The organism is Comamonas sp. Y33R10-2, assembly GCF_019355935.1.
Lineage (GTDB): Bacteria > Pseudomonadota > Gammaproteobacteria > Burkholderiales > Burkholderiaceae_C > Comamonas.
In genome coordinates, this window is sequence record NZ_CP079925.1 from 673,853 (window position 1) to 700,243 (window position 26,391).

The following is a 26,391-nucleotide window of genomic DNA, read 5'->3' on the forward strand; positions in this document are numbered from 1 at the left end:
GAAGGCGTAACTGGCAGCCATTGCCCAGCGCGGCTGCAGCCGCAGCAGTGCGTGGATGGCCCTCTATTTGATTACGCAGCAGGCCTCAATTTTGCCCTCAAACCAAAGCCCATTGGGTGCGCTGCCAGCGCGCTTTCGCCGTGAACGTGTGTTGATCGTCGGCTATGGCGATGTGGGACAGCGGGTAGCCAAGCGGCTTCCTCACTCCCTTAAGCTGCTGGCGCTCAGTCGCAATCCAGACCGGGTAACCCAGCTGCGAGAACAGGGCGTGATGCCGTTGTGGGGCGATTTGGATGACTTGAGCAGCTTGCGACGCCTAGCAGGCATCGCTACGCGAGTACTGCATTTAGCCCCCCCGCCTGCGTTGACTGCTGCAGATGAGGGATGGTGGCTGGATGCTCGCACTACAGCGCTGATGCAGGCTCTGCGCTTGCGCAGCCTGCCGCGCAGCTTGGTCTATGCCTCCACTTCGGGTGTGTATGGCGATTGCAAGGGCGAATGGGTCAGTGAGAGCCGGCCGGTTGCACCCACCACAGCTCGGGCACAGCGCCGCGTGAATGCCGAGCGGGCGGTGCGTTTTGCAGGGCATTCAGGCCTGCGGGCCAGCATTTTGCGTATTCCGGGCATTTACGCGCCCAACCGTGAAGGCGGCACGCCGCGCGCCAGATTGCTGCGTGGAACGGCAGTTTTGCAGGCGGCCGATGATGTCTACACCAACCATATCCATGCCGATGATTTGGCGCGCGCCAGCCTGCGGGCGTTGTGGCGCGGTCAGCCCCAGCGAATCTATAACGTCTGTGACGATACGCAGCTGAAGATGGGTGATTACTTTGATTTAGCGGCTGATCTGTTTGGCCTTACCAAGCCGCCGCGCATTTCGCGTGAGCTGGCACAGGCCGAGCTTCCAGCCAGCTTGATGAGCTTTATGAGCGAGTCACGGAGGCTGTCGAATCAGCGACTCAAGCAGGAGTTAAAGCTCAAGCTGCGTTATCCCACAGTGACCGAGGGCCTGCAAAGCTATGCTGTGCAAAGCGCACAATCCTTAAAAATTGGCGCGACCCAAACAAGGGCTGCAAGCAAGCGCCGCCGTCACCGAGGGGGAGGCGTAAAGCGCCTCAAGGGGAATCAAGGGATGGGGTGAACGCCGCCACGACTGTCATAGCAGCGAAACACATTGCAGTTGGTGATCTGCGCCGGCGGCTGAGCAGGCATGGGCCGTGCAGGCGGATAGTAGCCCTGGGATGGATGGCGGTAGCCCCACTGCGGGCGGTTGATGGTGTTGGGTTGCAAGGCGCGGCTTTGCTGAAGCTGCTGGTACCCTGCTGCACCCAAACAGCTCATTTCCATCTGCGCCTGTGCCGCTTGGCTGCGCTGTGACCATGTGGATTGATCAGGGTTGGACTCCGCCAATATGGCGTTGTGCCGGGCGCGAGCTTGGCGACAAGCCGGAGAGCTTTCTAAATTGGTGTTGGCGCGGGCCTGTGCTTTGTCAGCGGCTTCGCGCTCTTTGCGCTCTTGCTCTTCACGCTGGCGACGCTGTGCGTCATCGCGTGCTATTTGAGACTTGCTGCGCTCTAGTGCTTTGCTGGCATTGGCGCGATCAAATGCAATTTCTTCGGCGCTTTGCGCGGCCTGAATCTGCGTACTGGATTCATTACCAACGCAGCGGCCATTGGTGTAAGTGACTTCGCCTGTTTTTGCATCGGTACAGCGAACGATTTGGGCATGTGCAGCATTGCCAAACATCAACACAGCAAGAAGGAAAGGCAGGTCACGGCACAGTTTCACCATCACAGGTGCTTGGGTTAAAGCGGTGTGAGTTGTCTCTGCCATAGTTGTCTCCCTTATTCGCCATAGTGCAGTTGCGAATTATGAAGCGGAGCTGGAAAAAAGATAAGCCTTCCAGCGCCCGCCGGGGGCGTTATCAACTGCCGCGTTCAAAGACTCGTGGCTGAATGGTTGGTGGCCGTTGATCGCGGTCACGCTCACGGTCATTTTGTCTTTGGCGCTGATTTTGTTCTTGTTGGCGCTGGCGTTCTACCTGCTGACGCTCTCGCTCGCGTTGCTGCGCTTGCTGATCGCGGTCGCGCTGCTGCATTTGTTGCTGGCGATCACGATCTTGTTGTTGGCGCTCTCGTTCCCGGTTGGCCTGATCTTGGTCGCGACGATTTTGGTCGCGCTGGCGATCCCATTCACGTCGCTGCTGATCTTGCTGGCGATCACGCTCGCGCATCTGCATTTGCTGGTTGCGTTCACGCTCTTGCTGACGTTGCCACTGCTCGCGCTCTTGCTGGCGCTGCCATTGTTGGCGGTCTTGCTCACGCATGCGTTGAAGGCGTTCACGCTCGCGCCAGTCATCGCGGTTGTTCCCGTAAGCGGGGTATGCGGGGTAGGCAGGTTGAACTCCATAAACCGGGGCTGAGCCATAGCCGCCACCGCTATAAACGCCGCCTGAGCTGCTGTAGTAGCTTTCTTCCATGGTGACGCAGGCGGTGCACGCCAACGCCAAAGCGCCCATCCCGACCCAACGGGCCGAAGTGGTGAAAAATGTGTGCAGTGCCTGATTCATGGAGCGACCTTGGGTTCAGGTGGGGCCTGTTGTGCAGGCTGTCAGTGAATAGACTTTTAACGCGGATGCTGGGCAGGCGGTTGACTTGGCTTATAAGACAGCTCTTTTTTTAATAGCTTAACGTTCTTTATTTGTATAAGGAAACTCTGTTTTTTTGCGAATTCTTTCTTTGCGCAAAGAGCGAGCTTTTTGATAAAAGCAGTGTCAAAGCGTCGCTAGAATGACTTTTGTCTTGCAGTGAAAGCATTCACTGCTAAGCAGCGTTCTCAGGGCGGGGTGCAATTCCCCACCGGCGGTATGTGCAGCCAGCTTTTTGTCTGGACTGCATCAGCCCGCGAGCGCCTGGGGTCTCGTCAGAGCCCTCAGGGTCAGCAGATCTGGTGAGACTCCAGAGCCGACGGTCATAGTCCGGATGAAAGAGATCGCGCAGCATGCTCCTGTGGCGCAGCCTTGGCTGCGGCAGTGGTGTGTCTCTGCGCACGCCCTGATTCATTGGAAATTTTGGAAATATCACCATGAATCAGACTCCCAGCACGATGAACTTTGAAACTCACGCCACTAGCGCCGTCACTGCAAGTTCTACGCCTTGGAAGGTAACTGCGAGCCGCAGCCGCATTGCCATCATCAGCGCTAGCTGGCACACCGAAGTGGTGTACCAAGCCCGCGATGCCGCGCAGGCTGAACTGCAGGGCCAAGGCGTGCAGTCCGGCAGCATCCAGCACTTCAGCGTGCCCGGTGCTTTTGAGATCCCTCTCATGGCCAAGAAGCTGGCGCAAAGCGGTCGCTTTGATGCGGTGATTGCGTGCGCACTCATCGTCAACGGCGGCATTTACCGCCATGAATTTGTGACCACGGCTGTGATTGATGGCTTGATGCGTGTGCAGCTAGAGTCCGAAGTGCCCGTGTTCTCCGCCGTGCTGACGCCGCGCGATTTTCACGAGCATGGCGATCATGTGGAGTTCTTCCGCCAGCACTTTGTGAAGAAGGGTGCAGAGGTTGCTCATGCCTGTTTGAACACGCTGGATCAGCACGCAAAAATGGATGCACTATTTCAGGCCAAAGCCGCCTGATTTGCACCGCTAAAGTGCAAGCCGTGCCCTGAGCTGGGGCATGGCTTTTACGAGGGGGAATGAAGAAATAGTGCATAAATTTGCAGCACAAATTTCGCGTTTTGCCGACCCCTAAAAACACTACTGTTGCGTGCGTGTTGCACTCCTTGATTGAATGTGATTGCGTGATTGCCAACTACTGCTGGCGAGGCATAAGGTAGTGCCTTGTCTCAACCGAGTGGAGTGCGCAATGAAGAAGTTTGGTAAGTTGTGTATCGCAGCCGCAGTAGCTGCTATGGCAGGCGGCGTTATGGCCCAAGAGCAGGTCATCAAGATCGGCCACATCGGTCCTATCTCTGGCCCACAAGCACACTTCGGTAAGGACGATGAAAATGGCGTGCGCATGGCCATTGAAGATCTGAACGCCAAGGGCATGGAAATTGGCGGCAAAAAAGTCAAATTTGTGCTGGTGGCTGAAGACGACGTGGCCGACCCCAAGCAGGGCACCGCCGCATCGCAAAAGCTGTGCGATGACAAAGTCGCTGGCGCTGTGGCGTTTGTGAACTCTGGTGTGGCGATTCCTTCGTCCAAGGTGTTCAATGACTGCGGTATACCCATGATTACCGGCGCGGCCACCAACCCTGATTTGACCAAGCCAGGCTGGAACACCACTTACCGCGTGATTGCCAACGACAACTCGCTGGGCGCTGCGCTGGCCACTTATGCCGCCAAAGATCTCAAACTGAAGAACATCGCTGTTATCGACGATCGCACAGCCTACGGCCAAGGTCTGGCCAACGTGTTCAAAAAGGATGCCGAAAAGCAAGGCGTCAAGATCATCGCCACGGAGTTCACCAACGACAAGGCCACGGACTTCATGGCCATCCTGACCTCCATCAAGGCCAAGAAGCCTGATGGCATCTTCTATGGCGGTATGTACGGCCAAGCCGGTCCCATGCTGCGCCAGATGGCTCAGTTGGGCATGAACGACGTCAAGCTGTTTGGCGGCGACGGTATCTGCGTGACTGAGCTGGCCAAGGTGGCCGCAGGCGCCAAGCCGCTCGATAACGTGGTTTGTGCGGACGGCGGTGCATCGCTGGCTAAGATGCCCGGCGGCACGGAGTGGAAAAAGCGTTACGACGCTAAGTACCCCGGTCAGTTCCAGGTTTACAGCCCGTACTTCTATGACGGCACCATGCTGCTGGCTGACGCTATGAAGCGAGCTAACTCTTGGGATCCAAAGATCTACATTCCCTTCCTGCAGAAGTCCGACTTCTCAGGTGTGACCTCCAAGATCGCATTCGAAAAGAACGGCGAAATGAAGAACCCCAGCTACACCTTGAGCCGTTACATTGCTGGCGTGAAGACGCCTATCGATTTGAAGTAATTTGATCGCTTGAGTGCTTCCGGACTTGCCCCTTGAGAGGTGGGCCCGGAATTCCAAAGCCTGCTGGTGCAATTGCACTGGCAGGCTTTTTTGTTGAGCTGAAAATAGCCGCATGTGCTTGTTTGATTAAGACAAGCTGCTATTGAATTTATAGTTTTCAGCAGTGCTTGTTAGCCAACCCGGCCTAACCCCGGTCGTTGCTGGAGAAAGATAGGCCGCTCAGCGAGCAGTCTGGATGCGCGCGCACAATCAGGCGTTTTCGGCGCGCTGCGCTGGCACGTTTATTTGGTATGGCAGGCCCTTTGACTGATATTTCGACTGATACTTCGGCCCCTCATTCGGCAACGAGCCGAACCCCGACTCAAGCCTGGCTCAGCGTCATTGCGCTGGCGCTGGGCGCTTTTGTTTTCAACACCAGCGAGTTTGCGCCCGTGGGCCTGCTCAGCAGTATTGGCGCTAGTTTTGATTTGCGCGCAGAGCAGGTCGGCTTGATGCTCACCATCTACGCTTGGGTGGTGGCGCTGGCATCGCTGCCTTTTATGTTGCTCACGCGCAAGGTGGAGCGGCGCAAGCTGCTGATGGGTGTGTTTGCGGTGTTTGTTCTCAGCCACCTGCTCTCGGGTGTGGCGTGGAGCTATGCCTCGCTAGTCATTAGCCGCATCGGTATTGCGCTGTCGCATGCCGTGTTTTGGGCGGTCACAGCATCGCTGGCAGTGCGCGTTGCGCCGCCGGGCCGTAAGGCCATGGCGCTGAGCTTGCTGGCTACGGGTACATCAATGGCCATGGTGCTGGGCATTCCGCTAGGCCGCATCGTGGGGGAGTGGCTGGGCTGGCGCATGACGTTTTTGGCCATTGGCGCGGTGGCTGCTGTCGTGATGATTGTGTTGGGCAAGCTGCTGCCGCTGCTGCCCAGTGAGAATGCGGGCTCTTTATCGAGCGTGCCCATGCTGCTGAAACGCCCGGCGCTGTTGGGTATTTATGTGCTGCTGGTGCTGGTGATTACCGGGCAATTTACGGTGTATAGCTACATCGAGCCGTTTGTGCAGAATGTGGCAGGCCACGCCGGTAATGTGACCACGGCGGTGCTGCTGCTGTATGGCGGCATGGGCATTGTGGGCAGCGTGTTGTTTGGCTGGCTGGGTATGCGCTTTCCGCGTGGATTTTTGCTGACCGCCATTGCTGTGCTGGCGCTGAGCGTGCTGCTGCTGGCAACGAGCAGTGCGCACGAGTGGAGCTTGTATTTGCAAAGCGCTATTTGGGGCATTGCCATGATTTGCTTTGCTCTGTCCATGCAATCCAAGGTGCTTAATTTGGCACCTGATGCCACGGATGTCGCCATGGCCATGTTCTCTGGCATTTTCAATATTGGCATTGGCGGCGGTGCTTTGCTTGGCAGCATTGTGAGTCAGCAGTGGGGCATGGGGCAGATTGGTGCGGTTGGTGGCTTGCTGATTGGAGTCGGTGCAGTGCTGTGGCTGTGGATGATGGTGACGCTAGCTGCGAACTTTCAATTAAAAATTAGGGTCTGTTGAGATTTGCTCGGAGTTGCGAAGGAGGCAGGCCGGCTGCCAATCTAGGCGTACGACGCAGTGCGGGTGCTATCCCGCACAAGGAGTGCAACGACGAGTGGCGGCTGGCCTGCCTCCTTCCCTTCGGGTTGCGACGGCAAGGGGCTGTCTGCGGCGTTGCCCACCTTTGCAAGGCATGAGCCTTGCTGCAGGCGTGCGCCTTGCATCCAATCCCTTGTCGCCGCAACGCGATCTTCGATCAATTCTCAATAGACCCAAGTTTTGTATACAAAACTGGCCTAACTTTTGCTTGGGTTGTTTGTCTTAAATTTTTTAGAGAGGGAACAATCCATGAAAGCGTTTGCCGCTACGTTAACCACTATCGCCCTGGCTGCTGCCAGCCTGTCGGCTCAGGCCCAAAGCTCGGTGCAGCTGACCGGCACTATTGACTCTTATGCAGGCTCCGTGAAGCTGGCTGGCCAAGAGCGCGTGGCCTCCGTTGGCTCAGGTGGTATGACGACTTCTTGGTGGGGCATCAAGGGTACGGAAGATCTGGGTGGCGGCCTGAAAGCTGATTTCAATATCACCAGCTTTTTCCGTGGGGATACCGGCGCCCCCGGTCGTTTTGATGCTGACCCCTTCTTCTCGCGTGATGCCAACGTGGGCCTGAGCGGTGGTTTTGGCCGCGTGAGCCTGGGCCGTGGCCTGGCCCCCAATTTCTTGCCTACCGTGATGACGAACCCGTTTGGTGATTCGTTCACAGTTTCCCCGTTGGTGTTGCATGCCAATATGAATGCACCTGGTTGGAGTGCAAACAACCAAACCACAGCATCTAACACGGGTTGGAGCAACCAGATTCTGTACTCCACACCTAGCTTTGGTGGTCTCAAGGCCAATGTGCATTACCAACTGGGCGAGCAGTCCAGCTCGGGTAACAAGGGCAAGAAGAATGTGGGTCTGAACCTGATGTACTCAGGTGGCCCTTTGAGCCTGACAGCTTTTTATGAGCGCGCTCAGATCAGCAATCCGGTGGCTCCGGCCATTGTGATCCCCACTAAGTCCAACTGGATGCTGGGCGGCAGCTATGACTTCAGCGTGGTCAAGCTGTATGCGACCTATGGTCAAGCCAAGATCAACGATCAAAAACGCGAAAACACTACTTACTCGCTGGGTCTGGATGTTCCAGTCAGCGGCACAGCAGGCACCGTCAAGGCTGCGGCTGCCCGCACCAAGGCAGAAGTGGGTGGCTTTAATGCCGGTACGCGCACCACCTTTAGCGTGGGCTATGACCACTTCCTGTCCAAGCGTACCGATGTCTATGCCGTGGCCATGTATGACCGCGTGAGCATGAACATTCCTAACAAGTCTGGCACGAGCGTGATTGTGGGCGTTCGCCACCGCTTCTAAGCTGTTGGTGGTCTCAAGGTGCATTTGATGCACCTGTCAAAAAAGCCTCGCTGGGTGTCAACCAGCGAGGCTTTTTTGTGGGGAGATGTGAAGCTTAGTCTTCCATCTTCAGGTTCTGCTTTTGCACCACATTTTTGTAGACCGCCAGCTCTTCAGCCATTTGCTTGGCAAAGGCTTCTGGGGTGTCGGCCATGATGATGGAGCCGCTTTCCTCGATGCGTTTTTTCACAGCAGGGTCTTGCACGGCTTTGCGCACTGCGGCGTTGATCTTGTCAACGATTTCCTTGGGCAGGTTCTTGGGGCCGACGATGCCGTAATACGCCATGCGGTTGACTTGAGGCAGGCCCATTTCCTTGAAGGTGGGCACATCAGGCAGAGCTGCCAAACGCTGGGGAGCTGCGACGACTATAGCGGTCAGGCGCTTTTCCTTGACGAAGGGCAGGGTGGAGGGCAGGTTGTCAAAAATCAGCGGCACTTGACCGGCCACCGCATCGTTGAGTGCAGGGCCCGAGCCACGGTAGGGCACGTGCGTGGCATCGGTCTTGGTTTCCAGCTTGAACATTTCCATCATCAGGTGAGTGATGGAGCCTTGACCGGGCGATGCGTAAGAGTACTTGCTGGGATTGGCCTTGAGCTCGGCCAGAAAGCTCTTGTAATCCTTGCCTGCAAACTTTGGGTTGGCAGCAATGATGTTGGGCGTGGCGGCGATGTTCACGATGGGCGTGAAATCAGTAGCAACGTTGTAGCTGATTTTGGGGTTGATGGCTGGATTGGTGGCCGTGGTGGACACGGTGGCAATACCGAGGCTATAGCCATCAGCCTTGGCGCGTGCGGTTTCAGCCGCGCCAATGGTGCCGCCGCCACCGCCCTTGTTTTCGACCACAACGGACTGGCCCAGTTCGCGGCTCAGGGGTTCTGCGATGACGCGGGCAATCAGGTCGGTAGTGCCGCCAGCGGCAAAGGGAACCAGTAAACGGATGGGCTTGTTGGGGTAGGCGTTTTGAGCCTGTGCTGCACCGCAGAGTGCGAGAGTTGCCAGAACGGTGGCGGTGATTTTGAACATATCAGTCTCCTTGGGATTTGCGATGTGCAGTGCGCTGCTTTTGGTAGCGGTTTGCGGTTTTCGGGGCTTTTGCCCTCTGTTGTTGGGGTTGAATGTTGGGTACGGAGTGTCGTGCAGAGCGTTCTATGGCGTCTGGGGTCAAACCACGTTTTGGGTGCGCAGCGCGGCTATAGCCTGCTGATCTAGTCCCAACTCACGCAGCACCTCATCGGTGTGCTGGCCCAGCGTTGGCGGTGCGCTGCGGTACGTAATAGGGGTGGCGGAAAGGCGCATGGGGTTGGCGACAGTGGCGATGCGGCCAATGCCGTCCCCCGCATTGCGCGGCAGGCTTTTTAAAATGCCGCGGGCTTTGACTTGCGGGTCTTCAAACGCCTCGGCAATGGTGTTGATGGGGCCGCAGGGCACGGCCTTGTCTTCCAGCAGGGCAATCCAGTCGAGGGTGCTGCGCGTCAGCATCACGGGCTTCATCAAGCCCAGCAGTGCGGCGCGGTTATGCACGCGGGCGGTATTGGTGGTGAAGCGCGCGTCTTGCGCCCAGCCGGGCTGGTCAATGGCTGCGCAAAAACGGGCGAACTGGCCGTCGTTGCCAATGGCCAGCAGCACATTGCCGTCTAGCGTCGAAAAATCTTGATAGGGCGCGAGGCTGGGGTGAATATTGCCGGCGCGCCCGGGTGTCCGGCCGGTCGCCAGAAAGCCAGAAGCCTGATTGGCCAGCACGGCCATGCCTACATCGAGCAGTGCCATGTCGATGAACTGGCCTTGGCCCGATGCATGACGAGCATTGAGCGCGGCAAGAATCGCGTTGCTGGCATACAGACCGGTAAATACGTCGATGACCGCTACGCCCACCTTCAAGGGGCCGCCGCCGGGCTCGCTGTCTTCGTGGCCGGTAATGCTCATCAGGCCGCACATGGCTTGCACCATGAGGTCGTAGCCTGCGCGCTCGGCGTAAGGGCCGTCCTGGCCGAAGCCGGTAATGGAGCAGTAAACCAGACGAGGGTTCAGTGCCTTCAGGCTGTCGTAGTCCAGCCCATATTGCTTGAGACCGCCGGTCTTGAAGTTCTCCACCACTACATCGGCCTCTTGCGCCATGCGCAGCAGCAGGGCTTGGCCTTCGGGGTGTCCCATGTCTACGGTCAGGCTGCGCTTGTTGCGGTTGCAGGCGGTGAAGTAACTGGCTTCACGTGTGTCGTTGCCCGCATCGTCCTTCAAAAACGGAGGCCCCCAGTGGCGCGTATCGTCGCCCACTGCAGGTCGCTCGACTTTGACCACATCGGCACCCAGATCGGCCAGCATCTGCGTGGCCCACGGGCCCGCCAGCACACGGGACAGGTCCAGAACTTTGATGCCGTTCAATGCGCCTGCAGAAGTCGATGTGGAAGTGTTCATATCCGTCAGCAAACTATGAAAAGTGAAGCGGTTAGCGCTGTATTGGTATGGGTTCTAAAGCAAAACAACTCAAAACCCATACAAATCACGCGCTGCTAGATATCAAAGAAATAGCAGGCTTATGCGGTGAAGACAGCCCTTGAGACTAGGCGCTGAGCCGCAGACAGTAGCAGCGCTACGGCCAGGCTCAGCAACGACGTATCAAGGGTTGTATTCGCCGCGATTTAGTTAGCGAAGGCAGCGATGCCGGTTTGGGCGCGGCCCAGAATCAGGGCGTGCACGTCATGAGTGCCTTCGTAGGTGTTGACCACCTCCAAGTTCACCAGATGGCGGGCCACGCCGAACTCGTCGGAGATGCCGTTGCCGCCCAGCATGTCGCGGGCCATGCGGGCAATGTCCAGCGACTTGCCGCAGTTGTTGCGCTTGACCAGAGACGTGATCTCGATCACGTTCTGATGCTCGTCCTTCATGCGGCCCACGCGCAGCACGGCTTGCAGGCCCAGCGTGATTTCGGTTTGCATGTCGGCCAGCTTCTTTTGAATCAGCTGGTTGGCTGCCAGAGGGCGGCCAAACTGCTTGCGGTCCAGCGTGTACTGGCGGGCGGTGTGCCAGCAGTCTTCGGCCGCACCCAGTGCGCCCCAAGCGATGCCGTAGCGAGCGCTGTTCAGGCATGTGAACGGGCCCTTCAGACCGCGCACATCGGGGAAGGCGTTTTCTTCAGGGCAGAACACGTCTTCCATCACGATTTCACCGGTCACCGAAGCGCGCAGACCCACCTTGCCGTGGATGGCGGGGGCGGACAGGCCCTTCATGCCCTTGTCCAGAATGAAGCCGCGAATCTGGCCCACGGTGCCGTCTTCGGCCACTTCCTTGGCCCAGACCACAAACACATCCGCCACGGGGCTGTTGGTGATCCACATCTTGTTGCCCTTGAGCTTGTAGCCACCGTCCACCTTATAGGCGCGGGTAGACATGTTGCCGGGGTCAGAGCCGTGGTCGGGTTCGGTCAGGCCAAAGCAGCCAATGAACTCGCCCGTTGCGAGCTTGGGCAGGTACTTCATCTTTTGCGCTTCGGTACCAAACTCATTGATAGGCACCATCACCAAAGAGGACTGCACGGACGCCATGGAGCGGTAGCCCGAGTCCACGCGCTCAATCTCGCGGGCCACCAGGCCGTAGCTCACATAGTTCAGGCCAGCGCCGCCGTATTGCGTAGGGATGGTGGGGCCGAGCAGGCCCAGCTCGCCCATCTCGCGGAAGATGGACAGATCGACTGACTCATTGCGGAACATGGCTTGAACGCGAGGTTTGAGCTTGTCTTGGCAGTAATCGCGCGCTGCGTCGCGGATCATGCGCTCTTCTTCGGTCAGCTGTTGATCAAGTTGCAGGCAATCGTCCCACTGGTAGCTATTGGCCATGTTCATCTCCTGAATACAAAGTGTTGATTTGCAGGCCCTTGCCTGAGTACTTACACACATATTAGGTTTGCGAAACAGGGTGAGGCAAACGATGATTAATCATTAATGAATGAGTAAAACGCATGTATAAATGCATTTATCAGGGTTTCTACCTTGTTTGAATTTTTATTGATGCGCTGAAGGCATAAAAACTATGCGAAGAGTTCTTCCGTCCACACAGGCGCTGGCCTGCTTTGAATCAGCCGCTAGGCATATCAGCTATACCAAAGCGGCACAGGAGCTGTCGCTGACGCAAAGCGCGGTCTCGCGCCAAATCATTGCGTTGGAGGAGTTTGTGGGCGTGTCCCTTTTCAAGCGCACCCGCCACGGCGTGCTGCTGACGGATGCCGGCCAACACTACGCCAAGCAAGTCAGCCGCTGGCTGCAGGGGCTGGAGCGCGATACGCTGGATTTAATGAGTCATCAAGGCGAGGGCGGGCCGATCAACTTGGCCGCAGTGCCCACTTTCACCACCCGCTGGCTGCTGCCGCGCCTGCCGCAAATGGCCCAGCAGCACCCCGACATCACCGTACACATCGATGTGCAAACACGGCCTTTTTTGTTTGCCGACACGGTGTTTGACGCCGCCATTTATGCCGGCACGCCAGAGCAGGTGGCGAGCTGGCCGGGCGTGCAGGCCCTGTGGCTGATGGATGAAGAAGTCGTGCCCGTATGCAGCCCGCAACTGCTGGCCACCGCCCAGCGACGTGATTTGGGGCGGGCTTGGCTACCGCTTGGCCCCGAGGTGATTGCCAAGATGCCGCTGCTGCAGCAAAGCACCCGCGCCCAAGGCTGGCGTCAGTGGTTTGAAGCGATGAACGTAGATGCCCCACGTGCGCTGGATGGCATGCGGCTGGAGCTGTTTTCCATGTTAGCGGTAGCAGCCAGCCAAGGCCTTGGCGTGGCGCTGATCCCCCCATGCTGATCGAGCAGGAGTTGGCGCGCGGTGATCTCATCATTGCCTGCCCGCAGCCCCTGCGCGGCAACCGTGCCTACTATTTGATTACCCCGGAGTTGGCAGCGGATGCCCAGCCATCTCCGGCGCTCAGAGCCTTTAGTCAATGGCTGCAGGGCCGTGCGCAAGAGGTGGTGATTAAAAAATAATCAGACCTCTATTTAGTGTTTACTGACAAAGAGTTAGCTCGCTTGTTCAGCATCTTGTTAGAGCTTGTCCACAAGCTTGTAGTGATTTTTTGGGGAGAACTGGCCTTAAGCCCAGATACATAGCCGGTGAGCTGCTATGAAATACGGAGTTTGCGTACATTCAGTCCCATATCGACTAGTTTGCCTAAAAATTAATCACGCATAAAGAAATTGTTTAATAACAATGGCTTAAGTTGCTTATCCAGCTATGTGGTGGGCTTTGTCCACAAGCTTGTAGAGGTTTGACAGGGAGAACTTCTTCTGCGCACTTCATTTCGATTTCCGGCCTCAGTCAGTCGATTAATTAACGCTCTGAATTTGAGGGGCGGCGAAAGAGGTTGGCAGTTTGCTCTTTGACTGCCCCCGCCCTTGTCAATAAAGGGCTTGCAGCTATCTTTTTAAATCCACGGAGTAATGGCCAGCACCACAGGCATCAGCACAGCCGTAGCCACGCCGTTCAGTCCCATGGCCAGAGCCGAGAACGCACCCGCCGTGGGGTTGAGTTGAATGGCGCGCGCCGTGCCAATGGCGTGGGCGGTCAGCCCAATCGCAAAGCCTTGAACGGCGGGGTCTTGAAGGCGTAAAAAGCGGCACAGCAGGGGTGCCATCATGGTGCCACTAATACCCGTAATGGCCACCGCGACAGCTGCCAAAGATGGCTTGCCGCCAAAGCGCTCAGCCATAGGCAGGGCGATAGGGATGGTGGCTGACTTGGGTGCCACAGCAATCAGCGTCGCTTCAGAGCCGCCAAATAACCAAGCGATTCCCAATGCGGAAAACAGTGCGACTAAGCAGCCCACAAACAGCGCCACGCTAATGGGCAGCCACAGCTCCTTGATACGTTCGCGCTGGGCGTAAAGTGGAATAGCTAGCGCCACCGTGGCCGGCCCAATCATGAGTCCTAGCAGTGACACGCCGCTGCGATACGTCTCATACGGCGTACCCGTCACCATCAGAATGCCAACGATCACCACCACGCCGGTAAGCACCGGAATCAGCATAGGGCGGTTGCCGCTTTTTTTGTAAATCGCCATGGCGCCAAGGTAGACCACGAGTGTCAGTACCAGCCATGGAAGGGGCGAGCCTTCGGCAAGGCTCAACCAGGAGGTGTGCAGGCGGTCAAGCAAAGACGTGCTCATGCGGAGCGCTCCTGCTCTGACGTGCTTTGATCGTTGTCTTGATTGCTGCTCTGATACCTGCGCTGGCGCTGTAGAAAAAAGCGAAAGGTGAGGGCTGTCGCCGTAAACGTGATAGCAGCACCGACGACGCAAGCCAGTACAAACGGCAGCCATTCGCGGCGCAGGTAATCAAACTCCAGCATCACGCCCGCGATGACGGGGATAAAGAGCAGCATCATGTTTTGCAGCAACACCTGTGCGCTGTCTTCCAGCGGCTTGGGCAAGCGCTTGTAAAACAGAAGTCCAAGCAGCAGCAATAACGTGCCAACTAAAGCTCCTGGCAGAGGCAGGCTGCAGACGCGCACCAGAAATTCGCCTAACAATTGAAAGGCGAAAAGAACAGCAATCGCATACAACATTTGGAAAGTTAGCTCCTGAAATAAGAGTGACGGGCGGGCGTTTAAATTTGAAGTCAGCGCAATGTTTGCTTGCTTGGTGAATTTAGGTAAAGCCGCCAATTCTCTCTTGCGCATGCTGCACGAGAGGTCTATCTTGATTTGCAGGTGCTTCGAGATCGAAGCGACCAGTAATCTTTGGATGAGCATAGGAGAAATCACCATGCATACCGGACTTTATCGCGCACCTGTGTATGAACCTACTGTCGATGAATTGACGATACTTAAAAAGCTGGAGCTTGGCGAAGACGTGTCTTTGGGTGTTGCCGCCAAGGAGCACATGGCCAAGCGTTTGCTGGAGCGCGGTTTTGCCGTGCAAGATGAAAGCCGGCATTGGCACATCACCGATACAGGCCGCATGCTGATTCGCCGAACTCCCTAAAACCCTTAAGGGTTAACCCTTTTATCATGCCTGCCTGATTTGAAGGCAATCAACTTCTTAAGGCGCTGATACAAGGGATTGGATGCTTGTTTTGTTGTGACTGAACAGATTGCTCACAGAGTTATTAACAGAATCTGTGGAAAAAAGCGCCGCAATATACGGCGCTTTTTTATGCTCAAAACTCAGGCAGGGTTGCTCAGATTGACAGTGGTCTTTGATTTTGACAATACGCAATCTTTGATCGATGCGAAGACATTTTCAGAGGCGCTAATGTGTCTATGAAAGACAGTGCACAGAATTTGACGGCTCATTTTGATGAGCGAGATCTCCGTAGGCCTACATTTTTTGTCGAGCGTGTATCGACATTGATATGAACTCTGCGTAGTCTGCTTGCGTGAAGTTATGCACAGTTATAGCTCTATCTTAAAAAAGTGAGCGGATAACGCCAGCCTTGACTTAGTCTCGCTATCGGCAGGTTTGTTTTAGGGAGCTGTTCGATGTGCTTGAGTTGTCGTTTTCTCTGAGATGCAGAGAAAAGAAAAGCCGAGAAAGTGTTTCACTTTCTCGGCATTCAATGTGGTGCCCGGGGCCGGAATCGAACCGGCACGCCTTGCGGCGGGGGATTTTGAGTCTCACCACATTGCCTTGAGGGACGTGAATTCTAACTCGCTTTTGGGCGCAAAGAATACGAAACGTCCACACTCCGACAAATATGCTTCGCGCCAATGATTGGCATCAGCACCTGCACTGATGTGGAGGCCTGGTAATACAAGTGCTGAGTGTAGATCTCAAGAGTAGATACTTACCACAGGACCTTCACGCCGACAGAGGCTTGTACTCCGCTTTTGACTCGGCTGTCCCCGCCATTGGCCCAGATTTTGCCCAGCTCACTGTAAAGGCTGGTGTTATTGCTAAGTTGCAATGTGGCACCTGCAGCCAGTTCGGTGGCGGTGTAGCCGCCCTTTGCATTGATATCGGACGATGCTGCAGGTGTGATGAAGGTCGCCATATCCGTCGTGGAGCTCGCTTTGTAGATGTTGATGCGGCCATAAGGCTGCACTAGGCCAGCACCAGTGTTGAAGCTGCCCTTGATGCGTGCTCCCAGACGCAGTGTCCAGTCGTCATCAGCCTTGTTTTTCACAGAAGCTAGGCTGAGTGCTGTGTCATCAATGCTCAGCTTACGGTAGATGATTTGCGCTTGAGGTTCAACTTGCCAGCTGTTGTTGATGGCGAAAGGTTTGCCCAGTTCTAACGATGCCAACCATCCTTCACCCTTGGTTCGGGACTGTGCCTTGTCATCTGCGGTGCGCGAGTCGCTGCGATAGTCAGCGCCTTGCAGTACAGCATCTGCATAAAGGCCTGAGGCATCTTGCCAAGTGCCGTAAATGCCCAGATAGCGGGTTCGTAGATTGTTGAAGCCAACATATTTACGCTCAACGCCGCTAGCAAAGCCCTTGACGCTCATATCGCCTTCCAGCTGTCCTACATAGATACCGACTTTCACATTTTTGTCAGCATACAGATCCAAGCCCGCCTGAAAGCCAGACATATGGCCACTGCTCTCGGGACTTACTGTGCCCTGCTGGCGAATGGTTGGATCTGTGCGCAGAACGCGTCCCCAGACGCGACGGCTTTGATCAATACCGGTGCTGGGATTTAGTTGTGAAGCTTTATCGCCCATACGCTTGTGTAAATCGCCAAGCATGGCCATATCCGCTTGGCGCAGTTGTGCTGGAAGGGCGGACAGCAAAGGTACTTCAGCACGGTAGGCAGGAGCATGCAAGCTCGAGTGCAGTGCTGCGCCCTGGGCCGTCTGAGTTAAGCGGTACTCATAAGCACCAGCATCGACGTGACCACCAGCCAGAGTAAAGCTACCTGGCTGCAGGCTAGCTCCTTTCTCTGTTCCCACAACTTCAATTCCGCTGCCTGTAGTCTGTGCACCCAAGCCCCCTGCATTGGTAATTTGCAAAGACGTATGACCGCTTGCCACGGCAAGGGGGCTGCTCAGCAGTATTTTGTCAGTGACGCTGCCATCAGCGCCAAGTACCGTAGACAGCGCCAGTGTGCCGTTATTGCCGACATAAGGGCCGGTCACCGTAAGCACGGTTCCTGGAACGGTGCCGCTAAGACGAATGGAGCCGCTATTGTTCACACCTGCCAAGGTCTGGTTATGGCCCGCAAGATCCAGAACAGCGCCGCTGCTGACTGCATGGGCAGAACTGCTATTAAACACATTGGCTGCACCTGCCTGCAAAGTACCCGCCTCGATACTCCAGTCGCCTGCGACAGTTTGTGTGCCCAATACAGTCCAAGTGCTGCTGCCAGTCTTAGAGAAATGACTGAAGTTTTGGTATTGCATACCAATGGTGGACAGGTTGAACTGGCTGTTGTCAGTGCCACCCAGCGTGAGCTCATTACTGCCTCCTGCTGTAGCCACTACATTGCCCACCATGACCGAACCTGCTCTCAGTTCCAGCGTGTTGTTAGAGCCACTGAAGGCAACGGCGTTCGCTCGAGTCGAGCCATTGCCAGCCATCCCTCCAACGATGGATCCGCTGTTGATCAGGTGAGTGACGCCATTAATGCCGGCGCCACCAGCACCTGCTATGCCTGCGGCAGCATCAGTGCTGCTGCCTCCTATGCCTCCATTTCCACCTGTGATGGAGCCTGCATTGATCACCACTAAGTCAGTGCCCGAAAGTCCCGCACCGCCCTCACCGCCCGCGCCGCCATTTCCAATGGCTTTGCCGGGAAGTGCGACGCCATTACCGGCTCCGCCATTGCCCCCATTACCCCCGGTCAAGCTACTGCTTGCACGGTTGGTAATTGAGATATTGCCTGAGGCATTGTCGACAAATAGTCCCGCTCCTCCGTCACCGCCACCACCACCACCACCAGCCCCTCCTGCGCTAGCACCAAGTTGCCCATCGCTGCCGTTTCCGCCATTGCCGCCTTTGCTGATGATTGTGTTGACGCTCGCATTGTTCACCTCGTACCCATGACCCCCCGCACCACCACCTCCGCCGCCGTAACTCTCGATGCCACCTGCAGTAGTAGTACCTCCGTTGCCTCCATTTCCGCCAATTGCGGTTTGTGCTGTGCCCGAAGCACCACCACCACCACCACCACCAGCTGTGCTACCGGTTACGTCTGCTGCATCTTCTCCGTTTTGTCCTGCATATTTCCCTTCAGCTCCTCCTGATGAGGGTGGATTAGTTGAGCCATTATTAAAATTCCCCGCAGATTGTCCTGCGGTGCTGCTGTCCCCGCCCATGCCGCCGTTGTTGAAGTCGCCAGCTCCGCCTTTTCCACCTGCTGCCAATGCGCTTCCAGACACTACCAGCGCTGTGAGTACCAGCGCAGTACCTCGTCGTTGTTTTTTTCGGTGCGTGGCTCTCTTGGCTGTCTCTGGCGCTGCAACCCAAGCTCCAAATGCAGGGTTCCAAATGGATGTATACGTCTTGTTCACTTATTCTCTCCATTGCAGATCAGCCGGCTGATAAAAACTGCAGCGGCTTCAAACCTGAATGTCAGAGAGTGTTAGTTTTGATACTTAATTTAGCAATCACTGAAATCAGTTATTTTTCCTTTTAAATACAACTGTTTGGTTAAGAAATGGTCGTAATTAGGATTGAACGTTTTCACCGCACAGCCTTCAACCGCGTAGCTCTCGTTCGGTAATGCTTGCGCGTCACACCAACATTGCTGTGATCCAGCAGCTTTGACGCCTCATCAATGTCTTCAGCCAGGTTGGCGGCGAAGCTGCGCATATCGCGCAGGTACATGTCACGAATGCGTTTGCCCAGCTCTTCGTTGCCGGTGACTTCGGCGCGGTAGGCTGCTGCGTCGCGGGCGTCTTCCCAGCGGCGGGAGATCATGCGGTAGGTTACCGGCCGTCCATCTGGCAGCACCAGCACATTCGGGCACAGCGTATCTACCAGCTCTCGGCGCTGGACGATGCGGGTGAGTACGGGCGACTCGGTGATGTCGAATTCAATAGCGCCCTTGACCTTCTGGGTCTTGCTGGCAATGCGTTTGAGCAGGCCATTCCTGGGCATCTCTACTGCAATCACATCCTTCAGGCGCATGCCCGTGGCGGATGCCATGTCCATGCCATCGCGCAGCACCTGATCGGCCTGGGCGTAGACCAGACGGAACAGCTCGGGCGTGACCTCAAAGGTGCGAGCGTTTTCCTCATTCTTCCAGCCGCGAATGCCCTCAGCTGGCCATGGGCAGCGTGTCATGCCCCAGAGCTTGGCCTTACCCCAGATCAGTCGCAGCAGCGACATCTCGCGATTGCCCTGAGTCTTGGCTGTGCGCAGGTCCAGATACTGGCGCAACGTTGGCAGATCTACCTCATCCCAGACCATCTGGCCAAAAACAGGCCGGATGGTGCGCAGGTTTTTCAGGTAGCCCGCATACGTTTCGCTGCCGTACTTGGGCAGTTCGCGCTCCTCCCAGCGGGCAAAGGCTTCCTCGATACGGCCAATCGTCTGGGGTCGCTGGTTGTGCAGCTCATCCCACTTCAGCAAGGCCTTGGCATGGTCGGTGCCCAGACGAATGTCGGGCTTGCTTTCCTTGCGCATGTCGTAGACGTAATAGACATAAGCCTTGCCACCCTTGCCCTTGTAGACCTTGGTGCGCAGGCGTGGGTGCATGGTGATCTTTGGCATTGTTCTCCTCTTATCGAATGGCGCTCAGGTTCATGCCGCTGCGTGTCAGCATGACCTTGCCTGCCAGCCAGTCCCGCACGTGCTCGCGTGAGACGATGATGCGCTTGCCATCCTGCTGGTACGGAATGCAGCGCAGCTTCAGCCAGCTGGACTTATGCGAGTTCTCGCAGCCCCCGGTGAGACGGCTCAGCTCTTGGTTGCTCAGGTATTCGTTATTCATTGAATTACGCCTCAGCTTCTTCAACTCGCTCCACCCGCAACACTCCCTTGCCGCTGGCCAGATGGGCCTGAGCCTCGGCCTGGGTTGCGTTGCTCGCTTTCAGGCGAATGGTGGGCAGCAGGCCGGCGTCGGCCAGATCTTCCAGATTGCTAGGGTTGGCGTTGGTCGGAATGAGGATGGCACGGTAGCTGCGCAAGGTGGTGATGTTGTGGTCCATGGTGTGGCTCCGGTGGTTGCTCAGATGGCTTGCTTGAAAAGGGGAAGGATTTGCGCGCCGTGTTCCAGCTCCAGTGCTTGCTGGGCCTGCGTTGCATCGGCGGCAGCTTTCTTGGCAGTTCGGTCTTGCTCGCGGCGGATGGCGGCGAAGCGTTTGGCCAAGTCGGTGCCCACGGCGGGCGTGTACTTGAAGCCCGCGGCCTGATTGACGGCGCTGCGGCTGGGTTCGGTGCGTTTTGCGGACATGGGTACTCCTCCTGTGATGGATTAGTGGGCGTTTTGAAAGAAATGGGCTGCTTGCTGGAAGCGGCTGGCCATCGTTGGCGGCTGGTACAGCACCGAATCGGGGCTGTTTGGACTGCTCCAGTCCTCTGGTTCGTGGTCTCCACGACCAAAAAACTCTCTAGCCGTCTCGCCCGTTAGGCGGGCCGTACAGTTATTGAAACCAGTCCAAGGGGCCGCCAGCGGCGGCCTGGACACGGCCATGCCTGTGCCCTGCGCCTCATCGTCCCCTTGGGTGGTTTCAGTGCTGTCAGATGCAGAAAACGTGGAAACGTAGGGCGTCCATGCAATGCGGCGGCTGGTGAGCCAGCGACCACGCATACAACCGCGCTGCGGCGTCAGGCCCACGATGCGGCCTTGCGTAATTTCTTCGCCGTACTGGTTGACTGCACCCACCTCGGGCGTGCGGTTCACAACGCGCAGATGCCACTCAGAGCGCTTGCAGGCATGGCCACCCATGGCCTCCATAAAGCTGCACCAGTCGGCACGTATCTCGCCGTGGCGGTGGCATGCCGTATAGGCGCGGCGGGTATCGCGGTCACCCTCGCGGCCAAACAGTTCCAGCTGGTCTTTGCTCACGCGGCGCAGCTCGCGCCACACCGTCACGCTGGGCATGCCAATGGTCTGAAACTGGCGAATGCCCCAATGGCTGGCCCATGCATCCACCCGGCGGTAACCGGCAAAGCCGTCTTTCTCGGATTCCTTGGCCTCGGGCTGCACGGGTTTGTCCAGCTCCAGCGCCATCTGCACTTCCTGACCCTGCACCACATCGGTGTGCTCGGCCAGCGCGTGGTGGCCCACGGACTTGGCGATGTACTTGGCCACATAGCCTGCAGCACCACCAGACACCATGCGCTTGATGCAGACCCGATTCTTTTGCGCACCGGGCTCATCGCCTTCATCGGCCAGCCAGTACTTGCGAATCAGGGCTTCCAGCGCCTGGGCTTGTTCTTCGTTTTCCACCCATACCAGCGCATGCCAGTGAGGCGTGGCGTCATGATGCGGCTCAGCCACGCGCAGGCCATACATGGCGATTATTTTGCGCTTGGCTGCGCTGCGCAGCTTTTGCCAGTTCCCGCGCAGCCACATCTGGCCGTCACGGGGGGTGATGCCCGGCTCATACTTTTCATTGGGTACCGGGCGGCCGCCACGGCCCAGCTTTACGGGGTGGAAGCGGCTGGGCAGCGTCAATGTGAGGAACAGCCCGACATGAGCGCGGGCATCGGCATATTCCTCTGCACCACGCACACGCGTCATCAACTCGCCGCCGCGTACTACGGGGTTGGATGTGCCCAGTGCCGCCAGCTCGCCCAAGTTGTAGATCTGGCCAGCCTCATTGGTATAGAGCGAACGGGCCAGCGCCTCGGCATTGCGCTTGATCTGGTGCGTGCGGCGTATCAGCCCTGCATGGCTGATGTAGCCACCGCTGGCACGGTGCACCATGCCCAGACGGATATAGCCACCTTCCACCACACGGGCCACGTGCGTACGCAGACGCCTGCGCCACCAGCGCGGGTCTTGCGCACGCTTTACGGCAGGCAGCCCTTCAATCGGCTTGTCTTCCTCCACGCCAATCATGCGCACCAGCATGCGAATGGCGTCCACGCGGCGCGCAATGCTACGTGCCTCCTCAGCTTCCTTCTCTTCTTCAGTCTGGCGCTTGCCCTTAGCCAACCGCTGCAGCACCTCGGTGGCGCGCTGGCTGTTTTCTTCGGCAATACATACAGCCTCCAGCTCACCCGCCTGCCCAGCCAGTGCATTGGCCCATTGGCAGATCTCGTAGTCGTCCAGATTCCAGCGTATGGCATCGCCATAGGCGTCTTGGAATTCAGCCAGCTCCTGCAGTCCATCCCAAGCCTTCACCCAATCGGGTGGCTGCTGGATATACCAGCGTGCTTGCTCGTTCGCATCAGCCCCCATGGGCGGCACAGCCTCAAACTTGTGAAAGCGATTGCGTATGACTGCGCGCCATGCGTCTGGCGCATCGGCAATGATGCGCTCCAGATGCTCGGCCACATGCCGCAGCTGGGGCTTGTTCTTGCGCCAGTCGGGCAGGCTCTTGGGCAGTTCGCGCAGTATCTTGGCCATGGCGTACTACTCAATGCCTACCAAAGGCTGACCAACGCAACCAGGCGCGCAAAGTGGCGCTTGGCAATACGCAACTCAGACTTGATGGCACCGCGCTCGGGCGGCGGCATGGACTGGAAGTCTCGGCCCGCCAGCGTGGGCAAGTCCCCCTCAATACCGCAAAGCAGCAGCAAAGCCATGCGCCAGCGCACGGGTAAGGCCATCCACTCCTGATTCTCTGCATCGATGTAGCCACGGCCCGCGCTGCGGCGGTAGTCCTCGCGCAGTGCCTTGAGCTTTTTGCGCACAGCCAGCGGCATAGGGGCCGCGTCATCCTCGCGCAGCGGGCCCCATGCGTCGGTGGTGATACGCAGCAGATCGGTAGCACCCGGCAGCAGTGCAAGAGGGCTCACCTCTGCGGCCTGCTCAGCAGTGTCGAGCAGCCCAGCCGGAGCCAACCGGGGAGCCTGCAAAGGCAGTGCATGAGAGAGAGGACTGCTTTGCATGCTCAGACCTTCACGCAGCTCAGAAACCAGGCGTCGCCATACAGCTGCTCAACAAAGCCCTGAGCCACCGTGCGGGTCGGGGCCGAGATCACCAGCTCGCGTTTGATGCGCTGGCCATCCACATGGCGCACCCGGTAGTGGTTGTGACGCACGGCAGTGCGCAACTGCTGGGCCACCTGATTGATGGACTTGGCACCGCTGGACGGAAAGGTCAGCGTGTGAAACAGGCCTTGGACAGATTGCAGCGGCTTCATACGGCAGCTCCTTCTGTGCGGGCAGTGACTGCCGCAGCGCGCTCAGAAGCTTCGTACTTGGCCCACTCTTCGGAGCTCATCTCGCCAGCCGCTTCAGCCATATAGGCACCGGCGCGCAGCAGCTTTTCCAGCTGCGATGCCAGGCCGGCAGGAATCTCCAGACTGAAAAAGCCCGCCGCGTGCGTAACGTCGAGGGAGATACGGCGATCACTGCCATGTGCATTTGCATAAGCCCAGACAGCAAGGCCGGTCTCGGGCGTCAGCTGGATGCTGCCCACCCGGGCGAGGCGGCGAGATAAAGGGCTGACATTCTTGTTTGAGCTGATTTCGCTTTGCGTCTGAGCCTGCAGCGCTTTGTGCATGTACTTGCGTACGTATTGCGTATTTACGCCGCTCATACCGCACCGCCTTCCTGCTGCTCATGAAATAGCACCGCAGGCTCAAACTTCTCCAGCTTGATCAGCCACTCCTTTTTGCACTTGCCTTTGAGCTTCCACATGTGCGCCAGATGCTCAAAGCGCTCGCCAAAGTCGTTGCGGCCATAGACCTTGTTCAGCCAGTCATGCACCTCCAGGCGAATGCGGGCATCAAACAGCATCAGCGCCATGGCGTCTTCCAGCATCTGGCCATCCAGCAGGCGCAGATCTGTCAGATCAAAAGGGAAGCGTGTGCCGTTGTACATGCCCAGAATGAGCCGTGCAGCCACTCGCGCACCGCCGTGGTCGTTTCGCCATGCGAGGAAAAAGAACCGCGACAGAGCACGCAGGGCGGCACGGTTTGTAGGGGTAAGGGCTTTAGTCATCGCTATGTCCTCCGGGTTTTTGGGCGTAAAAATCCCCGCAGCGCCTGCAAGTCAGGCTCTGTCGGTGTGAAAGAAAAGAGAGAGGGGAGGCGCCAGTTCAGGCGCTGGGCTTACTCGGGCGGGCCACTGCCACCCGTAAACAAATCACCCGTGACCGGGCGGGTAAAGCGCGTCTCATGGGCGGCGGTTCCTGCATGCTCCAGCTGGCTCAGCAGCATCTCGCGGCGCACGTGGCTGGATAGGGGGAGGGACACACTCGGGTCGGGCGTCGCGCTGGGCGATAGGGTGCGCACCACCTCCATCAACGCCACAAAGGTGTGACCGCATTCGGGGTTGGTGCACCAGTAAATCAGCTCACGCGTTAGCCGGCTCATCTTCTGGCTGGAGCGAATCAGGCAAGGCGTCTCGCAATGCGGGCACTCTTGACGGGTGCTTTCCTTGCAGCCTGCGCTCACACGCCCGCCCGGTGCCTGTTGCACTGTGTTGCGTGCCTGTGCGCTTTGGCTTGCGGGCATTGCCGTGGATGCACCACGTGTGGGCACCGGCTGGCCTGCCAGCATGGAAGCCACGACAAAGCTGCTGCCAGTGGCTGCGCTGTGGGGTGAGGGCAAAGTCTTTTGCATGGCTGGGGCTGCCTTGTGCTTAGCCTTGCACCGGGGTGGTGAGCGGGGGCTGAATCAGCGATTCGGGCTCCAGCTGAATGCGGCCGGTGCGGCGAAACTGCTGCATGCCCATGCGGTAGATCAGGCGGGCAAAGTTGCTGGCACTGCGGCCTTGCTCATCGGCCGCCTGCAGCGCTTCATCGCGCTCGCTGGCGGTCAGGCGCAGGGGGATGGGCTTGTCAATGCACAACCCATCCAGCGTGGCGGAACGCGAACGGGTGCTTTGTTGCGTGGTGGTCATGTAGGATTGGGGCAGAGTGTTACAGGTTGAATGTATTTTGCCCACGAATGTGGGAAAGTCAATGATATTTCCATCAAATGGGTGAATTTTTTGAAAGATTGCGGGAGGAGCGCAAGCGCCTAGGTCTTAGTCAGACCGAGTTAGGTGAGCTTGGTGGCGTCTCTAAAAACGCACAATCGAACTACGAAACTGGCTCGCGGCTGCCAGATGTCGGGTATTTGGTCGCGCTCAAATCTGGCGGCGTGGATATCGCGTATCTATTAAGCGGAGATCGCAGCTTTGATCCGAACAGAACGAACCATGCGCAATCTGTTGGCACAGTTGCTGGCCGGTTGCTACAAGAACGAAAGCGGCTTGGCCTGACCATCGGTCAACTGGCCGAAAAAGCGGGCGTTGAACGTCTTGCCCTGATGAAATGGGAAGAGGGTGAATACCGCCCAGATTCCGCCGCACTTCAACAGTTACATGCAGCGGGGGTAGATGTAGCCTATGTCTTGCTGTCGCTGGTGGGTGGAAGCCAAGGCGATGTCGCCAGTGCAGCCGATGAGCAAGAACTGCTCAAGCTTTATCGCGCTGCTCCAAATGAGCAGGCGAAATCAACGGCACGTATGGTGCTGAGTGCAGCTGTGGATTCTTTTTTGCCAACTTCTCATAGTAAGAACTTACTGAGAGACTGATGTCCCAAGAAAATTGCAGCTTGGTTTTCGTGGTGTAAGGACTGAATAGACAGTGGTTTAGTTTTTTGATTCTTGCATGACCGTGCACAGATGCGGCTTGCTATATCGGGGGAGAAGTTATGTCCAATGTGGTCGGGATGTTGCTCATCCTGTCGGCTCTTTTGGTTTTTGTTATGGCTGTTCTTGGGCTTATAAGCCCAAGAAAATTACAGCGGAAAAATTCAGAATCCGCGCCCAAGCGGCTGCACATTGCTCTGGCTGGGCTCTTACTACCCATTGGCCTTTTCATCATTGGTGGTGCTTTTCTGGAACCTCAGAAAGCAGGGAGTGATGTTGCTAGCGTGAATGCTGTGGAAGCACCCGCACCCGCACCCGCACCCGCACCCGCACCAGTTGCATCTAAGAAGAATCTTGGAATGACACCTGAGGAGTTTCGCAAGGCGTACAACGACATGATTGGTCAGATTGATAAATCATGGCGAGTGGCTGAGTTTGAAATCAATCGAGGTGAAGTGAACGACGGCATCAATGCCGCTTTGGGTAAATCGGTTCATATCGTTGGCAGCATTGATAAGAACAACGGCAAGTTGCTTGGCTTGATCGTCATCCTCGGTGGCAGCCAAGCAGAAGAAAACGTACGCGCTATTGCTTCATTGCTGACGGTGGCTCATGTCACAACTCAGGGGGCACCCAAGGAGAAAATCACTAGTACAGTGAACAAGCTGTTGAAAGATGCCGCAGCCAAGATTGACGATCCTAGTGCCAGTTCTGAAAAAATGATTGTCGGTAATCGGAAGTTCACTTTTTCAGCTTCACGAGTGACAGGCTTCATGTTCACTGTCAATGACTCGAGCAGTGAGTAAT

Annotated in this window: 27 protein-coding genes, 1 pseudogene and 1 riboswitch; of the genes and pseudogenes, 9 read left to right on the plus strand and 19 right to left on the minus strand. The window is 57.1% G+C overall.

Features of this window, described 5'->3' with window-relative positions:
* The first annotated feature begins 151 nt into the window (after positions 1-151).
* On the plus strand, positions 152-1,141 hold the full coding sequence (locus KUF54_RS02950) for an SDR family oxidoreductase (protein WP_255576415.1): 990 nt from the start codon (positions 152-154) through the stop codon (positions 1,139-1,141).
* On the opposite strand, the gene KUF54_RS02955 is transcribed toward KUF54_RS02950, so the two are convergent.
* On the minus strand, positions 1,126-1,833 hold the full coding sequence (locus KUF54_RS02955; RefSeq protein ID WP_255576255.1) for a DUF4124 domain-containing protein: 708 nt from the start codon (positions 1,831-1,833) through the stop codon (positions 1,126-1,128). The two genes, KUF54_RS02950 and KUF54_RS02955, sit on opposite strands and share 16 nt — an antisense overlap.
* Positions 1,834-1,924: 91 nt before the next feature.
* The gene (locus KUF54_RS02960) at positions 1,925-2,569 is read right to left on the minus strand and encodes a hypothetical protein (RefSeq protein ID WP_219345113.1); all 645 of its coding nucleotides are present in this window, start codon (positions 2,567-2,569) and stop codon (positions 1,925-1,927) included.
* Between the two features lie 258 nt (positions 2,570-2,827).
* A riboswitch (FMN riboswitch) is annotated at positions 2,828-2,997 on the plus strand.
* A gap of 87 nt (positions 2,998-3,084) precedes the next feature.
* On the opposite strand from KUF54_RS02960, the gene KUF54_RS02965 reads away from it, so the two are divergent.
* From KUF54_RS02965 to KUF54_RS02980, 4 genes are all read left to right on the plus strand, one after another.
* The gene (locus tag KUF54_RS02965) at positions 3,085-3,639 is read left to right on the plus strand and encodes a 6,7-dimethyl-8-ribityllumazine synthase (RefSeq protein WP_219345115.1); all 555 of its coding nucleotides are present in this window, start codon (positions 3,085-3,087) and stop codon (positions 3,637-3,639) included.
* Positions 3,640-3,868: 229 nt separating this feature from the next.
* Positions 3,869-5,005, plus strand: coding sequence for a branched-chain amino acid ABC transporter substrate-binding protein (locus KUF54_RS02970; protein ID WP_219345117.1), 1,137 nt, complete (start codon positions 3,869-3,871; stop codon positions 5,003-5,005).
* Between the two features lie 311 nt (positions 5,006-5,316).
* Positions 5,317-6,537 carry a sugar transporter gene (locus KUF54_RS02975; RefSeq protein WP_370627599.1) on the plus strand — a complete coding sequence of 407 codons (1,221 nt, stop codon included), beginning with the start codon at positions 5,317-5,319 and terminating at the stop codon, positions 6,535-6,537.
* A gap of 327 nt (positions 6,538-6,864) precedes the next feature.
* The gene (locus tag KUF54_RS02980; protein ID WP_219345121.1) at positions 6,865-7,920 is read left to right on the plus strand and encodes a porin; all 1,056 of its coding nucleotides are present in this window, start codon (positions 6,865-6,867) and stop codon (positions 7,918-7,920) included.
* A 94-nt stretch (positions 7,921-8,014) separates the two neighbouring features.
* Here KUF54_RS02980 and KUF54_RS02985 read toward each other — a convergent pair whose 3' ends face one another.
* From KUF54_RS02985 to KUF54_RS02995, 3 genes are all read right to left on the minus strand, one after another.
* A complete protein-coding gene (locus KUF54_RS02985; protein WP_219345123.1) occupies positions 8,015-8,983 on the minus strand; it encodes a tripartite tricarboxylate transporter substrate binding protein BugE in 969 nt (322 codons plus the stop codon).
* Positions 8,984-9,121: 138 nt separating this feature from the next.
* Complete coding sequence (locus KUF54_RS02990) at positions 9,122-10,372, minus strand: CaiB/BaiF CoA-transferase family protein (RefSeq protein ID WP_219345125.1); 1,251 nt, start codon at positions 10,370-10,372, stop codon at positions 9,122-9,124.
* A gap of 224 nt (positions 10,373-10,596) precedes the next feature.
* Entirely contained in the window at positions 10,597-11,790 is a 1,194-nt protein-coding gene (locus tag KUF54_RS02995) for an acyl-CoA dehydrogenase (protein ID WP_219345126.1), read from the minus strand.
* A gap of 193 nt (positions 11,791-11,983) precedes the next feature.
* Here KUF54_RS02995 and KUF54_RS03000 point away from each other — a divergent pair.
* Positions 11,984-12,933: pseudogene (locus KUF54_RS03000) on the plus strand (LysR family transcriptional regulator).
* Positions 12,934-13,370: 437 nt separating this feature from the next.
* On the opposite strand, the gene KUF54_RS03005 reads toward KUF54_RS03000, so the two are convergent.
* Together KUF54_RS03005 and KUF54_RS03010 are read right to left on the minus strand one after the other, a co-directional pair.
* Positions 13,371-14,111, minus strand: a complete 741-nt coding sequence (locus KUF54_RS03005) for an LrgB family protein (RefSeq protein WP_219345128.1) — start codon at positions 14,109-14,111, stop codon at positions 13,371-13,373.
* Complete coding sequence (locus KUF54_RS03010) at positions 14,108-14,509, minus strand: CidA/LrgA family protein (RefSeq protein WP_219346242.1); 402 nt, start codon at positions 14,507-14,509, stop codon at positions 14,108-14,110. The genes KUF54_RS03005 and KUF54_RS03010 overlap by 4 nt, the downstream gene beginning before the upstream one ends.
* A 199-nt stretch (positions 14,510-14,708) precedes the next feature.
* Here KUF54_RS03010 and KUF54_RS03015 point away from each other — a divergent pair, with 199 nt between their 5' ends.
* Positions 14,709-14,927, plus strand: coding sequence for a hypothetical protein (locus tag KUF54_RS03015; RefSeq protein WP_219345130.1), 219 nt, complete (start codon positions 14,709-14,711; stop codon positions 14,925-14,927).
* Between the two features lie 802 nt (positions 14,928-15,729).
* Here the strand turns inward: KUF54_RS03015 and KUF54_RS03020 are convergent.
* The 12 genes from KUF54_RS03020 to KUF54_RS03075 form a co-directional block, all read right to left on the minus strand.
* A complete protein-coding gene (locus KUF54_RS03020; RefSeq protein WP_219345132.1) occupies positions 15,730-18,396 on the minus strand; it encodes an autotransporter outer membrane beta-barrel domain-containing protein in 2,667 nt (888 codons plus the stop codon).
* 172 nt (positions 18,397-18,568) lie between these two features.
* A complete protein-coding gene (locus KUF54_RS03025) occupies positions 18,569-19,600 on the minus strand; it encodes an integrase (protein WP_255576257.1) in 1,032 nt (343 codons plus the stop codon).
* Positions 19,601-19,610: 10 nt separating this feature from the next.
* Positions 19,611-19,820: a DUF4224 domain-containing protein gene (locus KUF54_RS03030; protein WP_219345134.1), complete on the minus strand. Its 210-nt coding sequence runs from the start codon at positions 19,818-19,820 to the stop codon at positions 19,611-19,613.
* Between the two features lie 4 nt (positions 19,821-19,824).
* Positions 19,825-20,037 (minus strand): hypothetical protein, encoded by a 213-nt coding sequence (locus KUF54_RS03035; RefSeq protein WP_219345136.1) that lies wholly within the window; start codon positions 20,035-20,037, stop codon positions 19,825-19,827.
* A 20-nt stretch (positions 20,038-20,057) separates the two neighbouring features.
* On the minus strand, positions 20,058-20,282 hold the full coding sequence (locus KUF54_RS03040; protein ID WP_219345138.1) for a hypothetical protein: 225 nt from the start codon (positions 20,280-20,282) through the stop codon (positions 20,058-20,060).
* 21 nt (positions 20,283-20,303) lie between these two features.
* Entirely contained in the window at positions 20,304-22,406 is a 2,103-nt protein-coding gene (locus KUF54_RS03045) for a replication endonuclease (protein WP_219345140.1), read from the minus strand.
* A gap of 17 nt (positions 22,407-22,423) precedes the next feature.
* Positions 22,424-22,891: a hypothetical protein gene (locus tag KUF54_RS03050; protein WP_255576258.1), complete on the minus strand. Its 468-nt coding sequence runs from the start codon at positions 22,889-22,891 to the stop codon at positions 22,424-22,426.
* A gap of 2 nt (positions 22,892-22,893) precedes the next feature.
* Positions 22,894-23,145, minus strand: coding sequence for a hypothetical protein (locus KUF54_RS03055; protein WP_219346456.1), 252 nt, complete (start codon positions 23,143-23,145; stop codon positions 22,894-22,896).
* Positions 23,142-23,543, minus strand: coding sequence for a hypothetical protein (locus KUF54_RS03060; RefSeq protein WP_219345141.1), 402 nt, complete (start codon positions 23,541-23,543; stop codon positions 23,142-23,144). Before KUF54_RS03060 ends, KUF54_RS03055 begins: the two co-directional genes overlap by 4 nt.
* The gene (locus KUF54_RS03065; protein WP_219345142.1) at positions 23,540-23,947 is read right to left on the minus strand and encodes a hypothetical protein; all 408 of its coding nucleotides are present in this window, start codon (positions 23,945-23,947) and stop codon (positions 23,540-23,542) included. The genes KUF54_RS03060 and KUF54_RS03065 overlap by 4 nt, the downstream gene beginning before the upstream one ends.
* Positions 23,948-24,057: 110 nt before the next feature.
* A complete protein-coding gene (locus KUF54_RS03070) occupies positions 24,058-24,570 on the minus strand; it encodes an ogr/Delta-like zinc finger family protein (RefSeq protein WP_255576259.1) in 513 nt (170 codons plus the stop codon).
* Between the two features lie 19 nt (positions 24,571-24,589).
* Positions 24,590-24,850, minus strand: a complete 261-nt coding sequence (locus KUF54_RS03075) for a hypothetical protein (RefSeq protein WP_219345144.1) — start codon at positions 24,848-24,850, stop codon at positions 24,590-24,592.
* Between the two features lie 77 nt (positions 24,851-24,927).
* Between KUF54_RS03075 and KUF54_RS03080 the strand changes: the two genes are divergently transcribed.
* Entirely contained in the window at positions 24,928-25,527 is a 600-nt protein-coding gene (locus KUF54_RS03080) for a helix-turn-helix domain-containing protein (protein ID WP_219345145.1), read from the plus strand.
* 119 nt (positions 25,528-25,646) lie between these two features.
* Positions 25,647-26,390 carry a hypothetical protein gene (locus tag KUF54_RS03085; protein ID WP_219345146.1) on the plus strand — a complete coding sequence of 248 codons (744 nt, stop codon included), beginning with the start codon at positions 25,647-25,649 and terminating at the stop codon, positions 26,388-26,390.
* Position 26,391 lies beyond the last annotated feature (1 nt).